The organism is Halomonas stenophila, from assembly GCF_014192275.1.
Classification (GTDB): Bacteria; Pseudomonadota; Gammaproteobacteria; order Pseudomonadales; family Halomonadaceae; genus Halomonas; species Halomonas stenophila.
Genome location: NZ_JACHXR010000001.1, coordinates 409,380 through 428,629 on the forward strand (window position 1 = coordinate 409,380; position 19,250 = coordinate 428,629).

Annotated in this window: 15 protein-coding genes and 1 pseudogene; 12 read left to right on the forward strand and 4 right to left on the reverse strand. The window is 63.2% G+C overall.

Annotated elements, in window-relative coordinates:
* Positions 1 to 29: 29 nt before the first annotated feature.
* The 9 genes from FHR97_RS01820 (at position 30) to FHR97_RS01865 (ending at position 10,767) form a co-directional block, all read left to right on the forward strand.
* A complete protein-coding gene (locus tag FHR97_RS01820; protein ID WP_246403652.1) occupies positions 30 to 2,207 on the forward strand; it encodes a polysaccharide biosynthesis tyrosine autokinase in 2,178 nt (725 codons plus the stop codon).
* A gap of 95 nt (positions 2,208 to 2,302) precedes the next feature.
* Complete coding sequence (locus FHR97_RS01825) at positions 2,303 to 3,652, forward strand: hypothetical protein (protein WP_183382056.1); 1,350 nt, start codon at positions 2,303 to 2,305, stop codon at positions 3,650 to 3,652.
* A gap of 68 nt (positions 3,653 to 3,720) precedes the next feature.
* Positions 3,721 to 4,665, forward strand: a complete 945-nt coding sequence (locus FHR97_RS01830; protein ID WP_183382057.1) for a glycosyltransferase family 2 protein — start codon at positions 3,721 to 3,723, stop codon at positions 4,663 to 4,665.
* A 36-nt stretch (positions 4,666 to 4,701) separates the two neighbouring features.
* Entirely contained in the window at positions 4,702 to 7,080 is a 2,379-nt protein-coding gene (locus FHR97_RS20090; RefSeq protein WP_221187636.1) for a glycosyltransferase, read from the forward strand.
* A complete protein-coding gene (locus FHR97_RS01845) occupies positions 7,056 to 7,679 on the forward strand; it encodes a sugar transferase (protein WP_183382058.1) in 624 nt (207 codons plus the stop codon). The genes FHR97_RS20090 and FHR97_RS01845 overlap by 25 nt, the downstream gene beginning before the upstream one ends.
* Positions 7,672 to 8,748: an ATP-grasp domain-containing protein gene (locus tag FHR97_RS20095; protein ID WP_221187637.1), complete on the forward strand. Its 1,077-nt coding sequence runs from the start codon at positions 7,672 to 7,674 to the stop codon at positions 8,746 to 8,748. Before FHR97_RS01845 ends, FHR97_RS20095 begins: the two co-directional genes overlap by 8 nt.
* Positions 8,741 to 9,913, forward strand: a complete 1,173-nt coding sequence (locus tag FHR97_RS01855; protein ID WP_183382059.1) for a DegT/DnrJ/EryC1/StrS family aminotransferase — start codon at positions 8,741 to 8,743, stop codon at positions 9,911 to 9,913. The genes FHR97_RS20095 and FHR97_RS01855 overlap by 8 nt, the downstream gene beginning before the upstream one ends.
* A 212-nt stretch (positions 9,914 to 10,125) precedes the next feature.
* Entirely contained in the window at positions 10,126 to 10,323 is a 198-nt protein-coding gene (locus FHR97_RS01860) for a hypothetical protein (RefSeq protein WP_343065538.1), read from the forward strand.
* Between the two features lie 6 nt (positions 10,324 to 10,329).
* On the forward strand, positions 10,330 to 10,767 hold the full coding sequence (locus FHR97_RS01865; RefSeq protein ID WP_183382061.1) for a low molecular weight protein-tyrosine-phosphatase: 438 nt from the start codon (positions 10,330 to 10,332) through the stop codon (positions 10,765 to 10,767).
* A 79-nt stretch (positions 10,768 to 10,846) separates the two neighbouring features.
* Here the strand turns inward: FHR97_RS01865 and FHR97_RS01870 are convergent, their stop codons facing one another.
* The 4 genes and pseudogenes from FHR97_RS01870 to FHR97_RS01885 form a co-directional block, all read right to left on the reverse strand.
* Positions 10,847 to 11,821 carry a LacI family DNA-binding transcriptional regulator gene (locus tag FHR97_RS01870; RefSeq protein ID WP_183382062.1) on the reverse strand — a complete coding sequence of 325 codons (975 nt, stop codon included), beginning with the start codon at positions 11,819 to 11,821 and terminating at the stop codon, positions 10,847 to 10,849.
* A gap of 28 nt (positions 11,822 to 11,849) precedes the next feature.
* Positions 11,850 to 12,554, reverse strand: a complete 705-nt coding sequence (locus tag FHR97_RS01875; protein ID WP_246403662.1) for a 3-keto-5-aminohexanoate cleavage protein — start codon at positions 12,552 to 12,554, stop codon at positions 11,850 to 11,852.
* Positions 12,532 to 13,031: pseudogene (locus FHR97_RS20670) on the reverse strand (TRAP transporter small permease). Before FHR97_RS20670 ends, FHR97_RS01875 begins: the two are co-directional and overlap by 23 nt.
* An 88-nt stretch (positions 13,032 to 13,119) precedes the next feature.
* Positions 13,120 to 13,287 (reverse strand): hypothetical protein, encoded by a 168-nt coding sequence (locus tag FHR97_RS01885; protein ID WP_246403668.1) that lies wholly within the window; start codon positions 13,285 to 13,287, stop codon positions 13,120 to 13,122.
* A gap of 559 nt (positions 13,288 to 13,846) precedes the next feature.
* Between FHR97_RS01885 and FHR97_RS01890 the strand changes: the two genes are divergently transcribed.
* Genes FHR97_RS01890 through FHR97_RS01900 form a run of 3 tightly spaced genes read left to right on the forward strand, consistent with a single transcriptional unit; the run spans position 13,847 to position 19,218 of the window.
* A complete protein-coding gene (locus FHR97_RS01890; protein ID WP_343065540.1) occupies positions 13,847 to 16,027 on the forward strand; it encodes a polysaccharide biosynthesis tyrosine autokinase in 2,181 nt (726 codons plus the stop codon).
* A gap of 60 nt (positions 16,028 to 16,087) precedes the next feature.
* A complete protein-coding gene (locus FHR97_RS01895) occupies positions 16,088 to 17,374 on the forward strand; it encodes an exopolysaccharide biosynthesis polyprenyl glycosylphosphotransferase (RefSeq protein ID WP_183382064.1) in 1,287 nt (428 codons plus the stop codon).
* A gap of 35 nt (positions 17,375 to 17,409) precedes the next feature.
* Positions 17,410 to 19,218, forward strand: a complete 1,809-nt coding sequence (locus FHR97_RS01900) for an ABC transporter ATP-binding protein (RefSeq protein WP_183382065.1) — start codon at positions 17,410 to 17,412, stop codon at positions 19,216 to 19,218.
* Positions 19,219 to 19,250 lie beyond the last annotated feature (32 nt).

Below are 19,250 nucleotides of genomic sequence, written 5' to 3' on the forward strand. Positions count from 1 at the left end.
CCCGCCAAGGGATGTCTCCTTCCCCCACCATGCCCCTTGGTGAAGAAAATTTCGATCTGGGACGCCTGCTTGGCATACTGATCGATAACAAGTGGAAGATTATCCTGTTGACCCTGTTGTTCGGGATCGCCGGCTTCGTCTACTCGCAGCTCGTCACCCCTATCTACCAGGGGGATGCCCTCGTCCAGGTGGAAAGGGCCGGTGGCAATAACGGTGCCGACGAGATCGCGGCGATGCTTACCGAAGAAGAGCCGAGGACGGCGGCACAGGTGGAAATCCTGCGTTCCCGGCTCATCATCGGCCAGGCGGCGAGCCAAGAGAAGCTGGATATCAGCGTCTCACCCGTCGTTTTCCCCGTCGTCGGCAACGCCATCATCCGCCACGAGATCCTGCGTCCCGCCTTCGCCGAGGGCCGGCCCGAGGTATGGGGCGGCGAGAGCATCAGCGTGGAATCGCTGAGCGTCGATCCGGAGCTCGTGAACAAGCCGCTCATCCTGGAGGTGACCGGCGACGGCGGCTACCGGCTCCTCGATCAGGAGGAGGAGGAGGTGCTGTTGACCGGCTGGCCCGGTGAGCGGGCCGAGGCCAGCACCCCCTGGATCGAGATCCGGGTCGGCGAGATCCAGGCGCCGCCCGGGGCCCGATTCACCGTCGTCAAGCGCAGCCCTCAGGGGGCGATCAACAGCCTCAAGAGCCGCTTCAATGTCCTGCAGAAGGGGGAGAGCGATACCGGCGTCCTGGAACTGATCCTGATTGGCCCCGATCGCGCCGAGGTGGAGTCGTCGCTCAATGCCATCGCCGAGGTGTATCTGGCGCAGAATATCGCCCGCCAGGCCGCCGAGGCCGAGAAGAGCCTGGACTTCCTCGACAAACAGCTGCCGCGGGTGCGGGAGCAGCTGGTGCAGGCCGAGAATCGGCTCAACGACTACCGCACCGAGCAGGAGAGCGTCGATCTGACTCAGGAGACCCAGAACGTCCTGACCAGCATGGTCGATATCGAGAGCCGCATGAATGAGCTCGAGATGCAGGAATCCGAGCTGTCGCGGCGTTTCACTCCCAATCACCCGGTCTATGCCGCCCTGCTCGACAAGAAGGCCCAGCTCCAGCGCGAGCGGGCCAACCTGGAAGAGCGCACCAGCAACCTGCCCGAGACCCAGCAGCAGATCCTTCGGATGACCCGTGATGTGGAGGTCACCCAGCAGATCTACGTGCAGCTGCTCAACCGCATGCAGGAGTTGAACATCGCCAAGGCCGCCACCGTCGGTAACGTGCGCATCATCGACTTCGCCATGGTCAAGCCCTGGCCGATCAAGCCGAGGCCGGCGCTGATCATGGTCATCGCCATGCTGGTGGGGCTGCTGCTGGCCATTAGCCTGATCCTGCTGCGCGGGCTGCTCAGCAAGGGCGTCGAGAGTGCCGAGCAACTGGAGGATCTCGGCCTGCCGGTCTATGCCACGGTGCCCCGCTCCTTCGACCAGATGAAACTCGTCAAGCGCATCAAGTACCGCAAGGACAAGGTCTCCAAGCATGCCATCGGCAGTTTCCTGGCCAAGTCCCATCCCACCGACATGGCCGTGGAAGCGATCCGCGGGCTGCGCACCAGCCTGCACTTCGCCATGATGGATGCGCGCAACAACTGCATCATGATCACCGGCCCGAGTCCGGGGATTGGCAAGAGCTTCATCACCATCAACCTGGCCTTCGTCTGTGCCCAGGCGGGGCAGAAGGTGCTGGTGCTCGATTCGGACATGCGCAAGGGCAACTTGCACCACACCTTCAAGGACAAGTCCGAAAAGGGGCTCTCCGAGGTGATCTCCGGCAAACTGTCCGCCGAGAAGGCCATCCGCGCCTCCGATGTGCCTGGTCTTCACTACATGACACGTGGCGTTGCACCGCCCAACCCCTCCGAGCTGCTGATGCGTCGAGAGTTCGCGGAGATGGTGGGGGAGGTCAGCCAGGCCTATGACCTCGTCTTCATCGACACGCCGCCGATCCTGGCCGTCACCGATGCCTCCATCATCGGCAAGGTGGCCGGCACTTCCCTGCTGGTCGCGCGCTTCGGTGTCAACCCGCTGCGCGAGGTCAAGATTGCCGTGCGTCGCCTGGAGACGACCGGGGTCGAGGTGAAGGGCTGCATCCTCAACGCGATCGAGAAGACCGCCGCCATCAGCTATGGGTACGGTTATTACAACTATTCCTATAAATGACCGCTGAGGCTCGGAGCGGAGCAAGGGGCTACGCTCCGAGCCTCAGGTAGGGGAGCATCACACCGGCGACGCCAGAGAACCCCAAGCGTAGGTGGATGACCGTGAAATATTCAACCAGAGCCATGGACGTCGACAGCTTCCGAGGGGGCCTCCGGTACATCCACGGGGTGACCTATCGAAATATCATCATGTTGACGCTGTTGCTGTATCTCTACCTGCTGAGCCCCTATTTCGATGTAGGCGGCATGCTGATCCACGGCGGCATGATCTCGATCTTCCTGTTCTTCGTCGCTCATTATCGTCTGGTCCTCAGGTCATTTCAGCAAGCATCCCTGCTGCTGACGCTCATCGGGCTATGCCTGTTCTGCCTGTATAACCTGATCCTGATCATCGTCTATATGGAGGCCTTCAGCACCTCCTTCCAGAACTACATGATCCAGGTGGGAATCTACATCCTGCTGGGCTTCGTCCTGGCCTTCTACATGATCGACAAGGCGCTCGACCTGGATCAGGCACTGACCCTGTGCTTCCGGCTGATTGCCTTCGTGGTCTTCATCAACGCCATCATCATCCTGGTGGAGTATCACTTTCCGCCGTTCCGCCAGTTCGTGGAGTCCATGCTGTACCAGCAAGAGAACACCAATATCAACTATCTGACCCGCGAGTACCGGCTTCGCGGTATCGCCTCCGGGGGCGCGGCCAATCTCTCGCTCTTCCACGGCACCGTGCTGGTGCTGCTCCAGGCCCTCTATATCAAGCGCAAGATCGGCTTGCTGTATTTCCTGGTGGCCTCGGTGACCATCTTCACCTCGCTGCTGTTCATCGGCCGCACCGGTATCGTGGTCGGCTTCATCGGCATCGTTCTGTTTCATTTTCTCAACCTGATGATGTCGCGGCAGAAGGCGTCCATGCGGCGGGTCATTCTCTACATCAGCATTTCGGCTATCGTGGTCATCGCCCCCCCGGTGTTCGCCATGCTCTTCCCCGATAGCCTGCTGGGTTACTCCATCAGCTTTCTCTATGAGGGCGTCGAGGGAATTCGTCAGGAGGGAACGGTCACCACGGTGGCCAGCATGTTCGACATGACGGGCCAGTGGCTGAAGCTTCTGTTTGGCGTGGGGGCCCACTGGGGGGATTTCAATCTGCAGGGACGCGTGGATGCGGGGTATATGCGGATGTTCACGGCCCTGGGTATCCCGCTGGCCGTGCTCTTCTATCTGCTGATCGGCTATCTCGCTCGGTTCCTGCTGGTGATTACCCATTACAAGAGCCTGTGGATCGTCATCATGATCATCATGTTCATCGCCGAGATCAAGGAGCCGTTCATCTTCAAGGGATACTCGGCAAGGCTGATGTGGATGTTGATCGGCATGGGAATCTGTTACACCTTCTGTTCGCCTTTCTATGAGGAACAGGTGAAATCCACGCCGAGAAAGAGCGCCTGAGGCTTGTCTGGAAAGTCGGCGAGCACAGTCACTTTTCAGGCATCGATTAGGGGAGGAGGGAGAGCGTCATGCGGCCACTCGTCAGTGTCATCATCCCCGTCCACAACAAGGGAGACTACGTATCACGGGCCCTGCAGTCCGTGCTCGACCAGAGCTATCCGCGGCTCGAGGTGCTGGTCGTCGATGATGCCTCACGGGACGATAGCCTGGCCCGCGTCGCCCGCTTCGACGATGCCCGGATCCGGGTACTGCGAAGGGAATGCCCGGGGCCCGGCGGCTACGCCGCGCGGAACCTGGGGATCCAGCAGGCCCGCGGCGACTGGGTCGCCTTTCTCGACGCCGATGACGTCTGGCTGCTCGACCATCTCGACCAGTCGATGGGGATCGCCGTCCGCTATCCGGAAATCGCGCTCATCAGCGCGGCGCGTCTCCTGCAGCGGGGCGGTCGGCAGCAACTGGACGCCTTCGCCGAGCGCTTCATGCCCCGGGGCCCCCAGGTGCTCCATCTCACGGATTACCTGAAGCAGGCCTGCCAGGGGCGGCGTGCCATGGGTACCAACTCGGTGCTGATCAAGCGGGCCGCGCTCGATACCCATCGGGTCTTTCCCGAAGGCCGCACGCAGCGCTCCGGCGATCTCTATGCCTGGGTGGAGCTGCTGGCGAGATTGAAGTATCTGGTCTGGTCGCCCCATGTCGCCTCCGTCCACCACGGGGACGTGATCGGCGTGTCCCGCAACAATATCCCGTCCATGGCGCTCTTCCGCGACATGGTCGAAGATCTCCGCGCGTACACCACCCAGGAGGACGAGAAGTGGTTGAAGATCTACGCCAACCAGATGATCAAGTACGCCTGGCTCGAGCAGAAGAAAAAGCGTGAGGCGCTGCCGGTCTCGGCACTGCCCGGTGCCTTCTACTGGACGCATGGCCGGGGCTATTGCCTGAAGTGGACGATGCTCTCCCTGGTGCCCTTCGGGGTACTCGAATGGTTGAAGCAGCACTCGCCGGCCGACTGAGGCCTGCCGCGATCACGCCACGACAGGGAGCCCTGCATGCATATCGTCCATGTCATCACCAGCCTCTACCCCGGGGGCGCCCAGTCGGCCCTCTGCCGGCTGTGCACGGGCGACACGTGCCACCGTCACACCGTCATCGCCATGCTCGGCGGTGGTGCCCTGGAGGAGACGCTACGCGCTCACGGGGTCGAGGTGTTCTCCCTGAACTGTACCCGCCTGAGTGGGCTGCTCGCCGGGAGCGTGACCCTCTACAGGCACCTCAGGCGGTTGCGTCCGGATCTCGTCCAGACCTGGATGTACCATCCCGACCTGGTCGGCGGGCTCTGCGCGCGCCTCGCCGGCATTCGCCACGTCTGCTGGGGGATCCGCCATACCGCCCTGGAGGCGGGGCAGAGCTCTCGCTCCTCGATCCTCGCGGCCAGGCTCGGTGCGCGCCTGTCGGGATGGGTTCCCGAGCGCATCGTCTGCTGCGCCCATGAAGCGGCCGAGCTGCATGCCTCGCTCGGCTATCGTGCCGACAAGCTGGTGGTGATCGCCAACGGCTACGACCTCGCCGACTTCCGGCCCCGCGAGGACGCCGCCGCGCAGCGCGCCGCACTGCTGGGTGACGACGCCGACCGGCCCGTCCTGGGCATGGTGGGGCGCTTCAATGCCCAGAAGGATCACCGGAACCTCCTCGAGGCGCTGGCCGAGGTGCAGGCCCGCGGCCAGGATTTCCTGTGCCTGCTGATCGGCGCACGCCTCGATGCCGACAACGCCGAGCTGGTCGGTTGGATCGACGCACGGGGCCTGGCGTCGCGGGTTCGCCTGCTGGGCGTGCGCTCGGATATCCCGCGGCTGATGAACGCCCTCGACCTGCACGTGCTCTCCAGCGCCTTCGGCGAGGGTTTTCCCAACGTGATCGCCGAGGCCATGGCCTGCGGAACGCCCTGCGTAGGCACGGCGGTCGGCGACACCGCGCGGATCATCGACGAGACCGGCTGGCTGGTGCCTCCCCGGGAGCCGACGGCGCTCGCGCAGGCGATCCTGGCCGCGCTTGACGAGCGCGAGAGGCAGCCGGCGCGCTGGGCCGAGCGGCGCCAGGCCTGCACCCGACGCATCGCCGATCACTTCACCCTGGAGCGGATGGTGAGCGCCTTCGACGACGTCTGGCGCGAGTGCCTCGGTGACACCCGCGACAGGGCGGGGCGGCGATGGGGCGGGGGGGGCGGCAGGGCGCAAGGGACGGACAGCGAAAGAGGAGCGCTCATGAACCGGGAACCACAGGGGACCTTCCTGATCATCGCCGGGGCGCCGGTGTCGCTGGTCAGCTTCCGCGGCCACCTGATCGCCGAGCTGATCGCCCTGGGGCTGAGGGTCCATGCCGCCGGCCCCAACCTGCCCCCGGACAGCCCGGTCCGCGCCGAGCTGGAGCGGATGGGCGCACGGGTCCATGAGGTCTTCCTCAATCGCACGGGCATCAGTCCGCTGGACGACCTGCGCACCCTGATCGGCCTGGTCGGCCTGATGCGGCGCATCCGGCCCGACTATGTGCTGGGCTACACCATCAAGCCGGTGATCTTCGGCACCCTGAGCGCCTTCCTGGCCGGGTGTCCGCACCGCTTCGCGCTGATCACCGGGCTTGGCTACGCCTTCTCGGACCACGAGGTCGGCCGCCGGCAACGCCTGATCGGCGGGCTCGTCACCGGCCTCTATCGCCAGTCGCTGCGCTTCGCCCACAAGGTGTTCTTCCAGAACCCCGACGACCAGGCCCTGTTCCGGCGACTGGGCGTGCTGAACGGGGCCACGCCTTCGGTGGTGGTCAACGGTTCCGGGGTCGACGTCGACCATTACGCCCCGCGGGCGCCGGCCCCGCGCCCGACCTTCCTGCTGATCGCCCGCCTGCTGATCGACAAGGGGGTGCGCGACTATGCCGAGGCCGCCTATCGCCTCAAGGCGGAGTTTCCCGAGGCCCACTTCCTGCTGGTGGGGATGCTGGACAGCAACCCGCGGTCGATTCCGCCCGCGGAGCTGGCTCGCTGGGAGGCCGACGGCGTCATCAGCTATCTCGGCTCGATGCGTGACGTGCGCGAGGCCCTCGGGGCCGCCAGCGTCTTCGTGCTGCCCAGCTTCTATCGCGAGGGCGTGCCGCGCACCATCCTCGAGGCGCTGGCGATGGGACGGCCGGTGATCACCACCGATACGCCCGGCTGTCGCGAAACCGTGGTGGACGGCGAGAACGGCTACCTGGTCCCCCCGCGGGACGTCGACAGCCTGGCCGCGGCCATGCGTCGCTTCCTCGAGCGTCCCGAACTGGCGATCAGCATGGGCGAGCGCGCCCGGCAAACGGCCCTGACGAAGTATGACGTCAGGCGAGTCAACGCGGTGATGCTCAAGGAGATGGGGTTCACATGCTCAAGCGATGCTTCGATGTGACGGTCGCTGCCGGCCTGCTGGCGCTGCTGGCGCCGCTGCTGCTCGTCGTGGCGCTACTGGTGCGCTGGCGGCTCGGCTCGCCGGTGTTCTTCATTCAGACCCGCCCGGGACGCCACGCCGAGCCGTTTCGCATGGTCAAGTTTCGCACCATGCGCGATACCCGCGACGCGCAAGGCGAGCTGCTGCCCGCGAAATGCCGACTGACCGCCTTCGGCAGCCTGCTGCGCTCCACCAGCCTCGACGAGCTGCCCGAGTTGTGGAACGTCCTGAAGGGCGACATGAGCCTGGTCGGCCCCCGGCCACTGCTGGTGGACTACCTGCCGCTCTATACCCCCGAGCAGCGGCGCCGCCACGAGGTACGCCCCGGCATCACCGGCTGGGCCCAGGTCAACGGGCGCAACGCCATCACCTGGGAAGAGAAGTTCCACTACGACATCTGGTATGTCGACCACCAGTCCTTCCGGCTGGATATCAGGATCCTGATGTTGACGGCCAGAAAGGTGTTCATTCGTGAAGGTATCTCCCACGCCAATGATGTTGGCATGCCGAGGTTTAAGGGGGTGAAGTCGGCGTGCAAGAGGAGCAACGAACATGACTGACAGGATCAACATCCTCGTGACGGGGGTGGGGGGACCCACACCCCGCAGCTTCGTCAGGTCGATTCTCGAGTCGGCCTGTGAGCGCTATCGATTCGTGGGAGTGGATGCGAATCCCCTGGGCATCGGCCTCTATGACCGGGACAGCTACCTCGATACCTACGTGGTGCCGGAGGCCGACAGCGACGATTACTGGTCTGCCATCGGCCGCATCGTCAATCGGCACGAGATCGCCTTGGCCGTGGTCATGCCGGAGGTCGAGGTGCTGGCCTGGGCCAGGGCCCAGGAAGAACACAGGCTGCCCTGCAAGGCGTTCGTTCCCGCCTATCAGGCGAGTCGCGTCCTGGTGGACAAGAAGGCGATGCATGACGTCCTGCACGGCAAGCAGTATCTGCCGAAGCATTGCACCTTCTCGAACGGCGCCGATATCGGCGACCTGCCGTTACCCTATCCGTTCTGGGTGCGTGCCACCACTGGGTCGAGCGGTCTCGGCTCCCTGAAGGTCAACAACCGGCAAGCCCTCGACGAATGGGTGCGCATCAACCCCGCCGTGGAGGAGTTCATTGCCTCGGAATTCCTGCCGGGCCGAAACCTGGCCTGCAAGCTGCTCTATGTCGATGGCCAGCTGCTGCGCTCGGCGTGTGCCGAACGGGTGGAGTACATCATGGCCAAGGTGGCTCCGTCCGGCATCACCGGCAACACCGCCTTCGGGCGCCTGATCAATGACCGGCACCTGGTCGATATCGCCGATGACGCCATCCGGGAGGTCTTCGCCCGCCATGGCATCCAGCCGCACGGCGTGTTCACGGCGGATCTCAAGGAAGCGGCAGACGGGCAGCCGATGATCACCGAAATCAACGTGAGGTGCGTGGCCTTCGTGTCGGCATTGGCCAGGGCCGGCGCCAATCTGCCCCTCGATTACCTCGAGGCCAACCTGAATCCCGATGGGTTCTCTTTCGCCTATCGGCACTATGTGTTCCAGGACGACATGATCTTTCTGCGCGACGTCGATGAAGCGCCGGTGGTCATGAAGGAAAGCGAACTCCTGACGCGCGAGGCCTTCGATGATTGATGGACCCTTTTCTCCCTGGCCCTGCTTCACCGAGGAAGAGGCCCGGGCCGTGGAAGAGGTCCTGCTGTCCAACCGGGTCAATTACTGGACGGGACACCAGGGCCGTGACTTCGAGCGCGAGTTCGCCGAGAGCCTGGGCTGCGAATACGCCATCGCCGTCAGCAACGGCACGGTGGCCCTGGAGCTGGCCCTGCGCGGCCTGGGCATCGGCCCCGGCGACGAGGTGATCGTCACCTCGCGGACCTTCCTGGCCTCCGCCTCCTGCATCGCCGCGGTGGGCGCCACCCCGGTCTTCGCCGATGTGGATCGCGATTCCCAGACCATCACCCCGGCGACCGTGGCCGCCGTGATCACGCCCCGCACCCGGGCGATCATCGCTGTGCATCTGGCGGGCTGGCCCTGCGACATGGCGGGCCTGATGGCGCTGTCCCGCGATGGCATCGCGATCATCGAGGACTGCGCCCAGGCTCACGGCGCCCGCTATCGGGGCCAGCCCGTGGGCGCCATCGGCCGGGTGGGTTGCTGGTCGTTCTGCCAGGACAAGATTCTCACCACCGGCGGGGAGGGCGGCATGGTCACCACCAGCGACCCGGCGCTCTGGCAGCGCATGTGGGCCTACAAGGACCACGGCAAGAGCTGGCAGGCCGTGCACGATCCCTCGCCGCCTTCCGGCTTTCGCTGGCTGCACTACAGCCTGGGCACCAACTGGCGGATGGCCGAGATACCGGCGGTCATCGGTCGGATCCAGCTGCGTCGGCTACCGGCCTGGTCGGCGGCGCGTCGCGCCAATGCCCAGCGCATCTGGGCGGCGGCGGAAGCGTGCCCCGGGCTCCGCGTGCCCGTCGTTCCCGACGACATCCAGCACGCCGCCTACAAGTGCTATGTCTTCGTCGAGCCCCAGGCGCTTCATGCCGGTTGGAGCCGGGACCGCATCATCGAGGCGGTCGTCGCGCGCGGCGTGCCCTGCTTCAGCGGCTCCTGTTCCGAGGTCTACCTCGAGAAGGCCTTCGACGACACCGGCTGGCGACCCGACACCCGCCTGCCCGTGGCCCGCGAACTCGGCGAGACCAGCCTGATGTTCCTCTGCCACCCCACCCTGACGGAGCAAGAAATCGACACCACCTGCCGCGTGCTCGACGACGTCATGGCTCAGGCCGCCGGCTGAGCCGGCCCCTTCCTCCGCGATCCGTCGCGCAGCGGCGGTGGGGGATGCCACGGGCGCCTGATGGTGCCATCGGGCTCTCTGCTGAGGCGTCGGACCGGCACTCCCACAATTCTCAAGGATGTGCCGCGGCACCTTGCTGTACGCTGCCGATGGCTATCGGCGCTCGGCACTCTGGGTGGCTGCGCCTGGGCCCTGGCAGCCGCCTGGCCACCGTGTACCAGCTCGATGTCAGCAACGCCGCCGTCTCCACCCTCGGCAACCGCTTCCAACTCGAGCCAGAGGGTGTGGTCTACGTGGCCACCGCGCCCATCGCCCGCTGGAACCGCGTGATCAGCCTGCTGCTGCCTTCGGTGCAGCTGCCGGGTACAATCGCGGAATCCAGTACCGACGTGCGTGATGTCAGCGAGTAGACCCCTATGTTCGAGCGTATCCTGGTGCTTTGCACCGGCAATATCTGTCGCAGCCCCGTGGCCGGCGCCCTGCTGGCGGCGCGACTGCCCAACAAGCAGATCGAGACCGCCGGTCTCAACGCCCTGGTCGGCCAGGGCGTGGAGCCCAAGGCGCGACGCCTGGCCGAGGCGGAGGGGCTCGATGTCAGCGGTCACGAGGCGCGCCAGCTCACCAGCGAGATCCTCCAGGGCGCCGACCTGGTGCTGGTGATGTCCGCTGGCCAGCGCCTGGTGGTCAGCCAGATGGATCCCGCCGCCCTGGGCAAGACCATGCTCTTCGGCCGCTGGCTCGAAGGTGGTCAAGGGCATGAGATTCCCGATCCCTATCGCAAGAGCGATGAGGCCTTCCAGCAGGTGCACAAGTTGCTGGTGCAGGCCGCCGACAGCTGGGTCGGCAAGCTGTAGCGCCCCCAGCCTAGCTCAAGTTGACCGAGATCCGTCAGCACCAGGCACTGGATCGGGGGCATGCCGTGCACTGTGTCGCTCACCTGCTCGAAGAAGGTGGGCCGTTCGGGCGATCCTGCCCGTTGTGCTGGTCAAGCCTCAGCCTGGCAACCAGACCGTGGACCTGGACGAGATGCTGGGTGATACCTGGCGCTGCGCTGGCAGGAGCGACCTCCGGGCTACGGCGCAGGTTGAGCGCTGGATCGATGACGTCGCCGGGCACCTCGAGCGCGAATTCATGACGCAGGATCTCCATGGCGGCGAGCGCCATGAGGTCGTTGGCCGCGAAGAGGGCGTCTGGTGGCGTAGGAGAGCCGACCAGGCGGCGGGTCGCCTGGCAGGCGTCGTCGTAGCGATAGTTGCCGATCTCGATCGCCGGGCAGGTCTGGTCCATGGAATGCAGGCCCTCGAGGAAGCCCGCCTCACGCTGCTGATGCGTTGAGGAGTCCGGCAAGCCGCCCAGGAGGGCAATGCGTCGATGCCCGAGGGACGCCAGGTGGCGACCGGCCCAGTAGCCGCCCTGAACGTTGTCGCTGCCCACCTGGCTGATCCCGGCATAGTCGACCGTGCGATTGATGATGACGACCGGGATGCCGAAGTCGTCCACCAGCCCGGTTTGGTGCTGGGTCATGGTGATGGCCAGCATCAATACCCCCTCGACCTGGCTGCGGATGATGTCATCGAGCACGGCGTCGAAATCACCACTCGGTGGGGCGAAGAACATCAGCAGGTGATAGCCCTGCGCCTGGAAGAAGCGAGAGGCCTTCTCGAGCATGAAGCTGTAGAAGGGGTTCTCCAGGCTGTAGGTCACCACGGCGATGGTGCGACTCGAGCGCGTGATGAGCGAGCGGGTGATCGTGTTGGGGCGATAGCCCAGCTCGCGGGAGGCGTCCATTACCTTCCTGCGCGTCCCCTCCGAGACCTTGGCGTTGGGAGAGAAGCTACGGCTGACGGTGGATTGCGAGACGCCGGCCAACCGGGCGACATCGCGTGAGGTAACGGATTTTCTTTTCATCGATTCCGGGCCGAAAAGGGTGGCTGGGCTAGGAGGCAGGGTCGACGCGCTCCAGGGAGCGGTAGGTGTCGATCTTCTGCACATAGCGACGGCTGTTGTCCAGCGCCGACTGCACTTCGTCGTCGGTCAGCTCCCTGACCACCTTGGCGGGGGCGCCGACGATGCAGTGCTCTCCGATCTCGGCGCCTTTCAGCTGCAGCATCTCGCGCGCCTCGTCGGGGGTCGCGAGCTCGAAGGAGAGGCCCTCGAGGATCTCGCGGACCTTGGCCACTTGGCTGGCATTGCTCTCGGCAAGCTTGCCCGGCGCCAGCCACAGCGAGTCCTCGAGCCCCACGCGGACATGGCCTCCCATGGCGGCGGCCTGGGCGGCGATGCGCATCTGGCTGCTGCCAGCCCCCAGCACGGACCACTCATAGTCATCGCCGAACAGCCGGTTGGCGGTGCGGCGCATGTGCATCACGTCTTCCGGATGGGGGCCGATGCCGCCCAGGATGCCGAACACGCTCTGCACGAAGATTCGCCCCCCGACGATGTCGCGATCCATCAGGTGGCGCAGGCTGTAGAGGTGGCCGATATCGTAGCATTCGCACTCGAAGCGAGTACCGTTCTTGCCGCCCAGTGTCATGGCCGTCTCGATGTCGGCGAAAGTGTTCTTGAACACCAGGTCACGGCTGTTCTCGAGGTGGGTGCGCTCCCACTCGTGCTGGAAGCTAGCGTAGCGGTAGCGCCTCATCGAGCAACAGCCCCAGGCTGTTAATCACGATGACCACACCGCCCGCGGGAATGGCCATGTAGGGCCACATCATGGAAATGCGGGTGCTGGGGGCGGTCTGGTTGGAGACGCGATCCGTCAGGTCGAAGCCGTACTTGACCATGATGAAGGCGAAGAGGGCGGAGCACAGGATGATGGCGATCCGCAGCAGGCAGGCCAGCGTCTTGCCGGCATACTCCAGCACGATGTCCACGGAGATCAGCTCCCCTTGCGGTAGGCATAACCGATCCTGAGGAAGGTCAGACAGAGCATGGCGAAGCGGGCGATTTCATCGGAGAAGAACAGTGGGATTCCGACCACGAATCGGGCGAATACCTGCCAGAAAATGAGCACGGTCATCACCAGCAGAAGGGCGGCCAGTGACCAGCCGATAAGACGGTTGAACTGATTGATGACCCTATTCGCCAGCAATAGAGTAAGTCTCCGTTGCTGCCTCATACGTCAGTAGGGCGCCCGCAGGTAGTCGTGTTGTCTGCGGGCGTCGTGGCCTCAGTACTCGTAGTTGATGGCAGCGTCGACCAGATCCTCACCGACGGTGGGGGGCCCACTTGTCGATCACGGGTTTGACCGCTTCACGGAAGGAAGCGAGGTCGGGGTGGGTCACGGCCATGCCCAGTTCCTCGAGCTGCCCGAGGTAGCGCTCCTCCAGCGCCTGGCTGGCTTCACGCTGTACCGGCAGTGCGCCACTGCGCATAACCGCAAGGGATGGCTATTCGCCGGCGGCCTCAAGAGGCGGAGGCTAGCGCCACGATCTACCTGATCGGCAGCCCGTCGGTCCGCCTGCTTGATCAGGTCAAATCCAAGTGAAACGTCAAAGAACCCGGGAAAGAATACGCCGGTGATCAAAGATAGCTTCGTGGTAGAACCAGGAAATATCTTGGCTTCGTCCTCACGATTTCAGGTAATAAAAGCAGCATAACAAATCCAGTTTATAATGACGTTTATCCTTTGAAAGAACTAAAAAAGGCATTAAGGTAGTTCGTGTAAAAGCCTCCGGTACTAGTTTTGTAATCATTTCATCATGGCTATCTTCATGCTTGAGTAGCTGGTGTTTCTTTCTCACACTTACTCAACGTCACAGTTTGCTTGCACAGTGTGAACAATGTCGGGGGCTCGGTGAGATTCGCGATGATATCCCGGGGCGGTAGCGTGGCCAACGGCTCGTAATCGCACCAATAGGCATCCCCATCTAGGTTGTCCCACGCGGACGTTATCCAGTCCTTTTTCCTTCAATGTCCAGCAAAGGACGTCCCGTGACAGATAAGCTTCCCTTGCCATCATCGGCGGTGCCGGACATCGATCTTGGCCACTTCGTCGGCTGGCTGGTCGATCATAAATGGCTGATTGCTTTGGTGATGGTGCTATTTGGCATGGGTGGCTACCTGTATGCCGGCTCGCAGCCCCGCATCTACAGTGCCGATTCGCTCGTTCAGGTGGAAAGCGAGAACGGCTCGCTGATCAACCTGCCCGGGATGTCGGGTCAGGTCAGCGTCGAGCAGAATCGGACCCTGACCGAGATCGGCATCCTGCAATCGAGAATGGTGCTGGGTGAGGCCGTCGATCGCGAAAACCTGACCATCCGCGTCTCACCCCAACGCTTGCCCTTCCTCGGTAACTTCCTGGTCAACCAGGGCGTGTCCGTGCCGTCCTTGATGCGTGACCAGCCCTATGTGTGGGCCAACGAGTTTGCCAAGGTGTCGCGCTTCGAGGTGCCCGGTGGGGCGGATCCAGGCCCCTACATCATCCGCTCGACGGGGGACGGTGGTTACGTCCTGCGTCAGGAGGAACGGGCTCTGTTGACCGGCCAGGCCGGCGAGACGGTGCACAGCGACGATGGTTATCGGTTATTCGTGCAGCGCCTCCAGGCGCATGCAGGCGCCGAGTTCCTGCTCTACCGGAGTACCCGGCTGAGTGCGATCAACGCGCTCAAGTCGAGTTTGAGCAGCCACCAGGCGGAGGGCGAGTGGTTGGTCAATCTTCGCCTGACCGGCCAGGACAAGACGCAGATCGAGGATACCCTCAACACCATCATGCAGGTCTTCCTGGCCCAGAATATCGAGCGTCAGTCCGCCGAGGCCGACCGCCAGCTAGCGTTCCTCGAGGAGCAGATTCCCCAGGTGGGTGAGCGGCTCTCCGCTTCCGAAACCAACCTGAACAGCTATCGTGCCCAGCGCGACTCCGTCGATCTGGACTTTGAGACCGAAACCATGCTGAACAAGCTGGTGGCGTTCGAGAACCAGCTGTCGGATATCGAGTTCCAGCGGGTGGAGCTGGAGCGGCGGTTCACCAGCATCCACCCCACTTACCAGGCGCTGTTGGACAAGAAGCAACAGCTGCAGGCAAACAAGGCGGAACTGGAGAGTCGCATCACGGACCTCCCCGAGACCCAGCAGGAGATCCTCAGGCTCGAGCGGGCGGCGCGCGTCAACCAGGAGATCTATGTCCAGCTGCTCAACAAGCAGCAGGAAATGCGTCTGGTCCAGGCGGGCACTGTCGGCAATGTCAGGATACTCGACACGGCCGTCGTCCAGCCTTCGCCCATTGCGCCGCGTTCGAACCTGATCATGATGCTGAGCCTGCTCATGGGCCTGCTCGTCGCCATTGCCCTCGTCATGGCCCGCTACCTGCTCAACCGGGGTATCGAGACACCCAAGCAGCTCGAGGAGCAGGGCCTGCCGGTCTATGCCACCGTCCCCCTCTCGAGGGAGCAGGCCAAGCTCTCGGAGGGCTTCAAGGCCGGCCTGAACCGCCGCAAGCATGCTCGCCTGGACGACCTCCTGGCGTTGCGAAGCCCGACCGACCTCTCCATCGAGGCAGTGCGTAGCCTGCGTACCAGCCTGCACTTCGCGATGCTGGAGGCGGGTGACAATCGGCTGATGCTCACGAGCTCCTCGCCGGCGGTCGGCAAGAGCTTCATCAGCGTCAACCTGGCCGCGGTCTGTGCCCAGGCTGGCCAGAAGGTACTGGTCATCGACGGCGACATGCGTAAAGGGCATGTCCACCATGCCTTTCATGGCGACAGCGAAGGGGGGCTCTCCGAGTTGCTCGGCGGAAAGCTGACTCTGGAAGGTGCGATCCATGCCTCCAAGGTGGAGGGACTGGATTACATCGCCCGGGGTGTTTCTCCGCCTAACCCCTCCGAGCTGCTGATGCAGCCGAGTTTTTCCCGGCTGATGGCGGAGATATCGTCCCGCTACGACCTGGTGATCATCGATACCCCGCCGGTGCTGGCAGTGACCGATGCCGCCATCATCGGCAAGCAGGTCGGTACCAGCCTACTCGTGGCACGTTTCGGCATGACTCCACCCGGTGAGATAGAGGCAACGGTGGAGAAGCTGGAAAACAGCGGCATCATCCTCAAGGGCGCCATTCTCAATGCGATGCGCCGCAAGGTGTCCACCAAATACAGTTATTACACATACGCTTATAAATAGATTTTTATTGTTAGAAGCAAACAGCAGCAAGTTGGCTGCCACCAGCGAATGGACAACGTCATGGTCACTGTTACCACTGTCTTCCCGGGTCAAGGGTGGCAAGCACGTCTTGTCAAAAGGCTGCTGAATAATGACAAGTTGCAGCTGTGGCTGGGCTTGGCCTTCGCTGTCCTGCTGCCTTCGCTGGTAAGCCGGGAGAGCCTCTTGTGGCAGACCGCCGGTCCGACCCAGTGGCTTACCTTCCTGCTCACGACCCTGGCCTACTGGTGTTCGATGACGACCGTGCAGCGCATGGGACGCCTGCCCGGAACCTGTGTCCATCGGTTGAGCATCCCGGTCACGTCGGTATGCTTCGCGATTCCCTACGCGGTTGTGCTCTTCCTGGAACGCGAACTGCTCGATGAGCTCTATCTCGCCGGTTACCTCCTCACGATGCTCTACGGTACCGCCGGTTACCGGATCGGGCGGCACTATCGGGTGCTCAAGCTCGGCGTAGTACCCTTCGGCAAGGCACCCAGCCTGTGTCAAAACCACGGCGTCGAGTGGCATAGCCTCGGTACACCTGAGCTGGGTAATGTCGGCATAGATGGTGTAGTTGCCGACTTGTACGACGATCTCCCTCCTGAGTGGGAGCGCTTCCTGGCCGACTGCACGCTTCATCGCCTCCCTGTCTACCATGCCACCACCACCTTGGAGTGGCTGACCGGGCGTGTGCAGCTGGGGTACCTCTACGAGAATCGCTATGGAAGCCTGCGCCCGGATGAGGGCTACGAGATGCTCAAGCGCTGCCTGGACCTCCTCACCGTGCTGGCAACGCTCCCTCTCACCTTGCCGTTGATGGTGATCACCGCCATCGCGATTCGCCTGGAGAGCCGGGGGGCCGTCCTCTTCACCCAGCAGCGTATGGGCTTCCAGTGCCGCCCCTTCACCGTCTACAAGTTCCGCAGCATGTACACCCACCAGCAGGGCAATGGCTACACCGAGGATAGCGAGGATCCGCGCATTACCCGTGTAGGCAAGGTGATCCGCAAGTATCGCGTGGATGAACTGCCCCAGCTGTTCAACGTGCTGAAGGGGGACATGAGCCTGATCGGTCCACGTCCGGAATCCATGGACCTGGCCAGCTGGTACCAGAAGGACGTACCGTTCTTCCACTATCGCCACGTGGTGCGCCCCGGCATCTCCGGCTGGGCTCAGGTGGAACAGGGCTATGCTGCCGAGGTGGATGGCATGAATCGCAAGCTGGAATACGACTTCTACTACATCAAGAACATTTCGTTCTGGCTCGACCTGCTGATCGTGCTGCGCACCATCCGTACCGTGCTGACTGGCTTCGGAAGTCGTTAACCCCCGCACCTCTAACCTCGGTCCTCGTCCCCGACATGCTCTCCCAGCTCAAGGAACTCTATTCCCTGCTCACCGACGAGCAGCGCAAGAAGCTTCTGCGCCTCCAGGTCCTGGTGCTGCTGATGTCCCTCGCCGAGATCGCTGGCGTGGTCTCCATCGGTCCCTTCATGGCCCTGGTGGGTGACATGAGCCAGCTTCAGGGCGAGGGGATGCTGGCCGAGCTTTACCGCGGCAGCGGTGCCGCGACGCCACGCGCCTTCCTGTTCTGGCTGGGCATCGGCGTGCTGGTGGTGCTCACCGGTGCAGCCCTGGTCTCGATGTATACCATCTGGCGGCTCTCCATGTACGGGGCGCGGGTCGGGGGTGAGCTTTCCAGTCGACTCTATCGCCACTACATGCATCAGCCATGGCTGTTCCACGCCAGTGGTAGCAGCAGTCAGTTGACCAACCAGATCGCCCAGGAGTGCGCGCGGATCACCACGGGCATCATCCATCCATTGATGCAGATGAATGCCAAGCTGGTGATGGCAACGTTGATGTCGGTCGTGATTTTCGTCTACAACCCAATGGTCGCGGTGTTGGGGCTGCTGATCTTCTCGGGCGCCTATTTTCTTCTCTACCGCACGGTGCGACGGCGCCTGATACGCAACGGCAGGGCGATTTCCGGTGCTCAACATCAGCGCTTCAAGCTGATGGGCGAAGGGTTCGGCGGGATCAAGGATGCCTTGCTGCTGGGTCGCCAACAGCTGTTCACCGATCGTTTCGACGCGGCCTGCGAACGCTTTGCCAGGGCGCAGGGCACCAATCAGGCCATGAGTCAGGCACCCCGCTATGCCATGGAGCTGGTGGCCTTCGGCAGCGTGATCTTCCTGGTGCTCTACCTGCTGGCCGCCCATCAGGGCAACCTTGGCACCATCCTTCCGGTCCTTTCTGTCTACGCCCTAGCAGGCTTCAAGCTGTTGCCCGCCTTTCAACAGGTCTATACCAGTATCTCGCGCATCCGGGGAAACCTGGCGGCTTTCGAGGCCTTGCGGGAGGACCTGCGCGCCAGTGCCCTGGTGCATGCCATTAGCCGTCACCCGTCTCCTGAACAGAAGGAACACGGCTGGGCGCCACGCCATGCCATCCATCTCGAGAAGGTGACCTTTACCTACCCAGGCAAGCAGGAGCCGGCGTTGCGGGGGGTGGATATCGAGATCCCGGTCAACCAGATCGTCGGCCTGGTGGGGGCTTCCGGTTCCGGCAAGTCAACCACCATTGACTTGTTGCTGGGTCTGATCGAACCGCTCCAGGGCCAGCTGCTGGTCGATGACCAGCCGGTGACAACCATGAACCGGCGTGCCTGGCAGAACATCCTGGGGTTTGTGCCTCAGTCGATCTTCCTGGCCGACAGCAGCATACGCGAGAACATTGGCTTCGGCTTGTCACCTGATGTCATCGATGATGAAAAAGTCCGCCATGCCGCGAGTCTGGCACACCTGGATGAGCTCCTGGCGGAGCTGCCTGATGGCCTGGAGACGCGGGTCGGGGAGCGGGGAGTACAGCTCTCCGGCGGTCAGCGCCAGCGTATCGGCATTGCTCGAGCACTCTATCACGATGCCGAGGTGCTGATTCTGGACGAGGCCACCAGCGCACTGGATGGTATTACCGAAAAAATGATCATGGAGGCAATTCATGAGTTTTCCGGAAAGAAGACCATCATCATGATCGCCCACCGACTGACCACGGTAAGACAGTGCGACCACATCTATCTCCTTTCCAGGGGAGAGGTTGTGGATCAAGGCAATTATCAATCACTGCTGAAGCGTAACAGGACATTCCAGCACATGGCACAACATGCCTAGACGGTAGCCCTCAAGAAGTTTCAGCCCTCGCG

Coding starts and splice junctions, on each gene's coding strand:
- FHR97_RS01895 (WP_183382064.1), top strand. CDS start 16,088: ATGGTCACTGTTACCACTGTCTTCCCGGGTCAAGGGTGGCAAGCACGT.
- FHR97_RS01830 (WP_183382057.1), top strand. CDS start 3,721: ATGCGGCCACTCGTCAGTGTCATCATCCCCGTCCACAACAAGGGAGAC.
- FHR97_RS01845 (WP_183382058.1), top strand. CDS start 7,056: ATGCTCAAGCGATGCTTCGATGTGACGGTCGCTGCCGGCCTGCTGGCG.
- FHR97_RS20090 (WP_221187636.1), top strand. CDS start 4,702: ATGCATATCGTCCATGTCATCACCAGCCTCTACCCCGGGGGCGCCCAG.
- FHR97_RS01825 (WP_183382056.1), top strand. CDS start 2,303: ATGACCGTGAAATATTCAACCAGAGCCATGGACGTCGACAGCTTCCGA.
- FHR97_RS01875 (WP_246403662.1), bottom strand. CDS start 12,554: ATGAGGCGCTACCGCTACGCTAGCTTCCAGCACGAGTGGGAGCGCACC.
- FHR97_RS01900 (WP_183382065.1), top strand. CDS start 17,410: ATGCTCTCCCAGCTCAAGGAACTCTATTCCCTGCTCACCGACGAGCAG.
- FHR97_RS01885 (WP_246403668.1), bottom strand. CDS start 13,287: ATGCGCAGTGGCGCACTGCCGGTACAGCGTGAAGCCAGCCAGGCGCTG.
- FHR97_RS01855 (WP_183382059.1), top strand. CDS start 8,741: ATGATTGATGGACCCTTTTCTCCCTGGCCCTGCTTCACCGAGGAAGAG.
- FHR97_RS01870 (WP_183382062.1), bottom strand. CDS start 11,821: ATGAAAAGAAAATCCGTTACCTCACGCGATGTCGCCCGGTTGGCCGGC.
- FHR97_RS01865 (WP_183382061.1), top strand. CDS start 10,330: ATGTTCGAGCGTATCCTGGTGCTTTGCACCGGCAATATCTGTCGCAGC.
- FHR97_RS01820 (WP_246403652.1), top strand. CDS start 30: ATGCCCCTTGGTGAAGAAAATTTCGATCTGGGACGCCTGCTTGGCATA.
- FHR97_RS20095 (WP_221187637.1), top strand. CDS start 7,672: ATGACTGACAGGATCAACATCCTCGTGACGGGGGTGGGGGGACCCACA.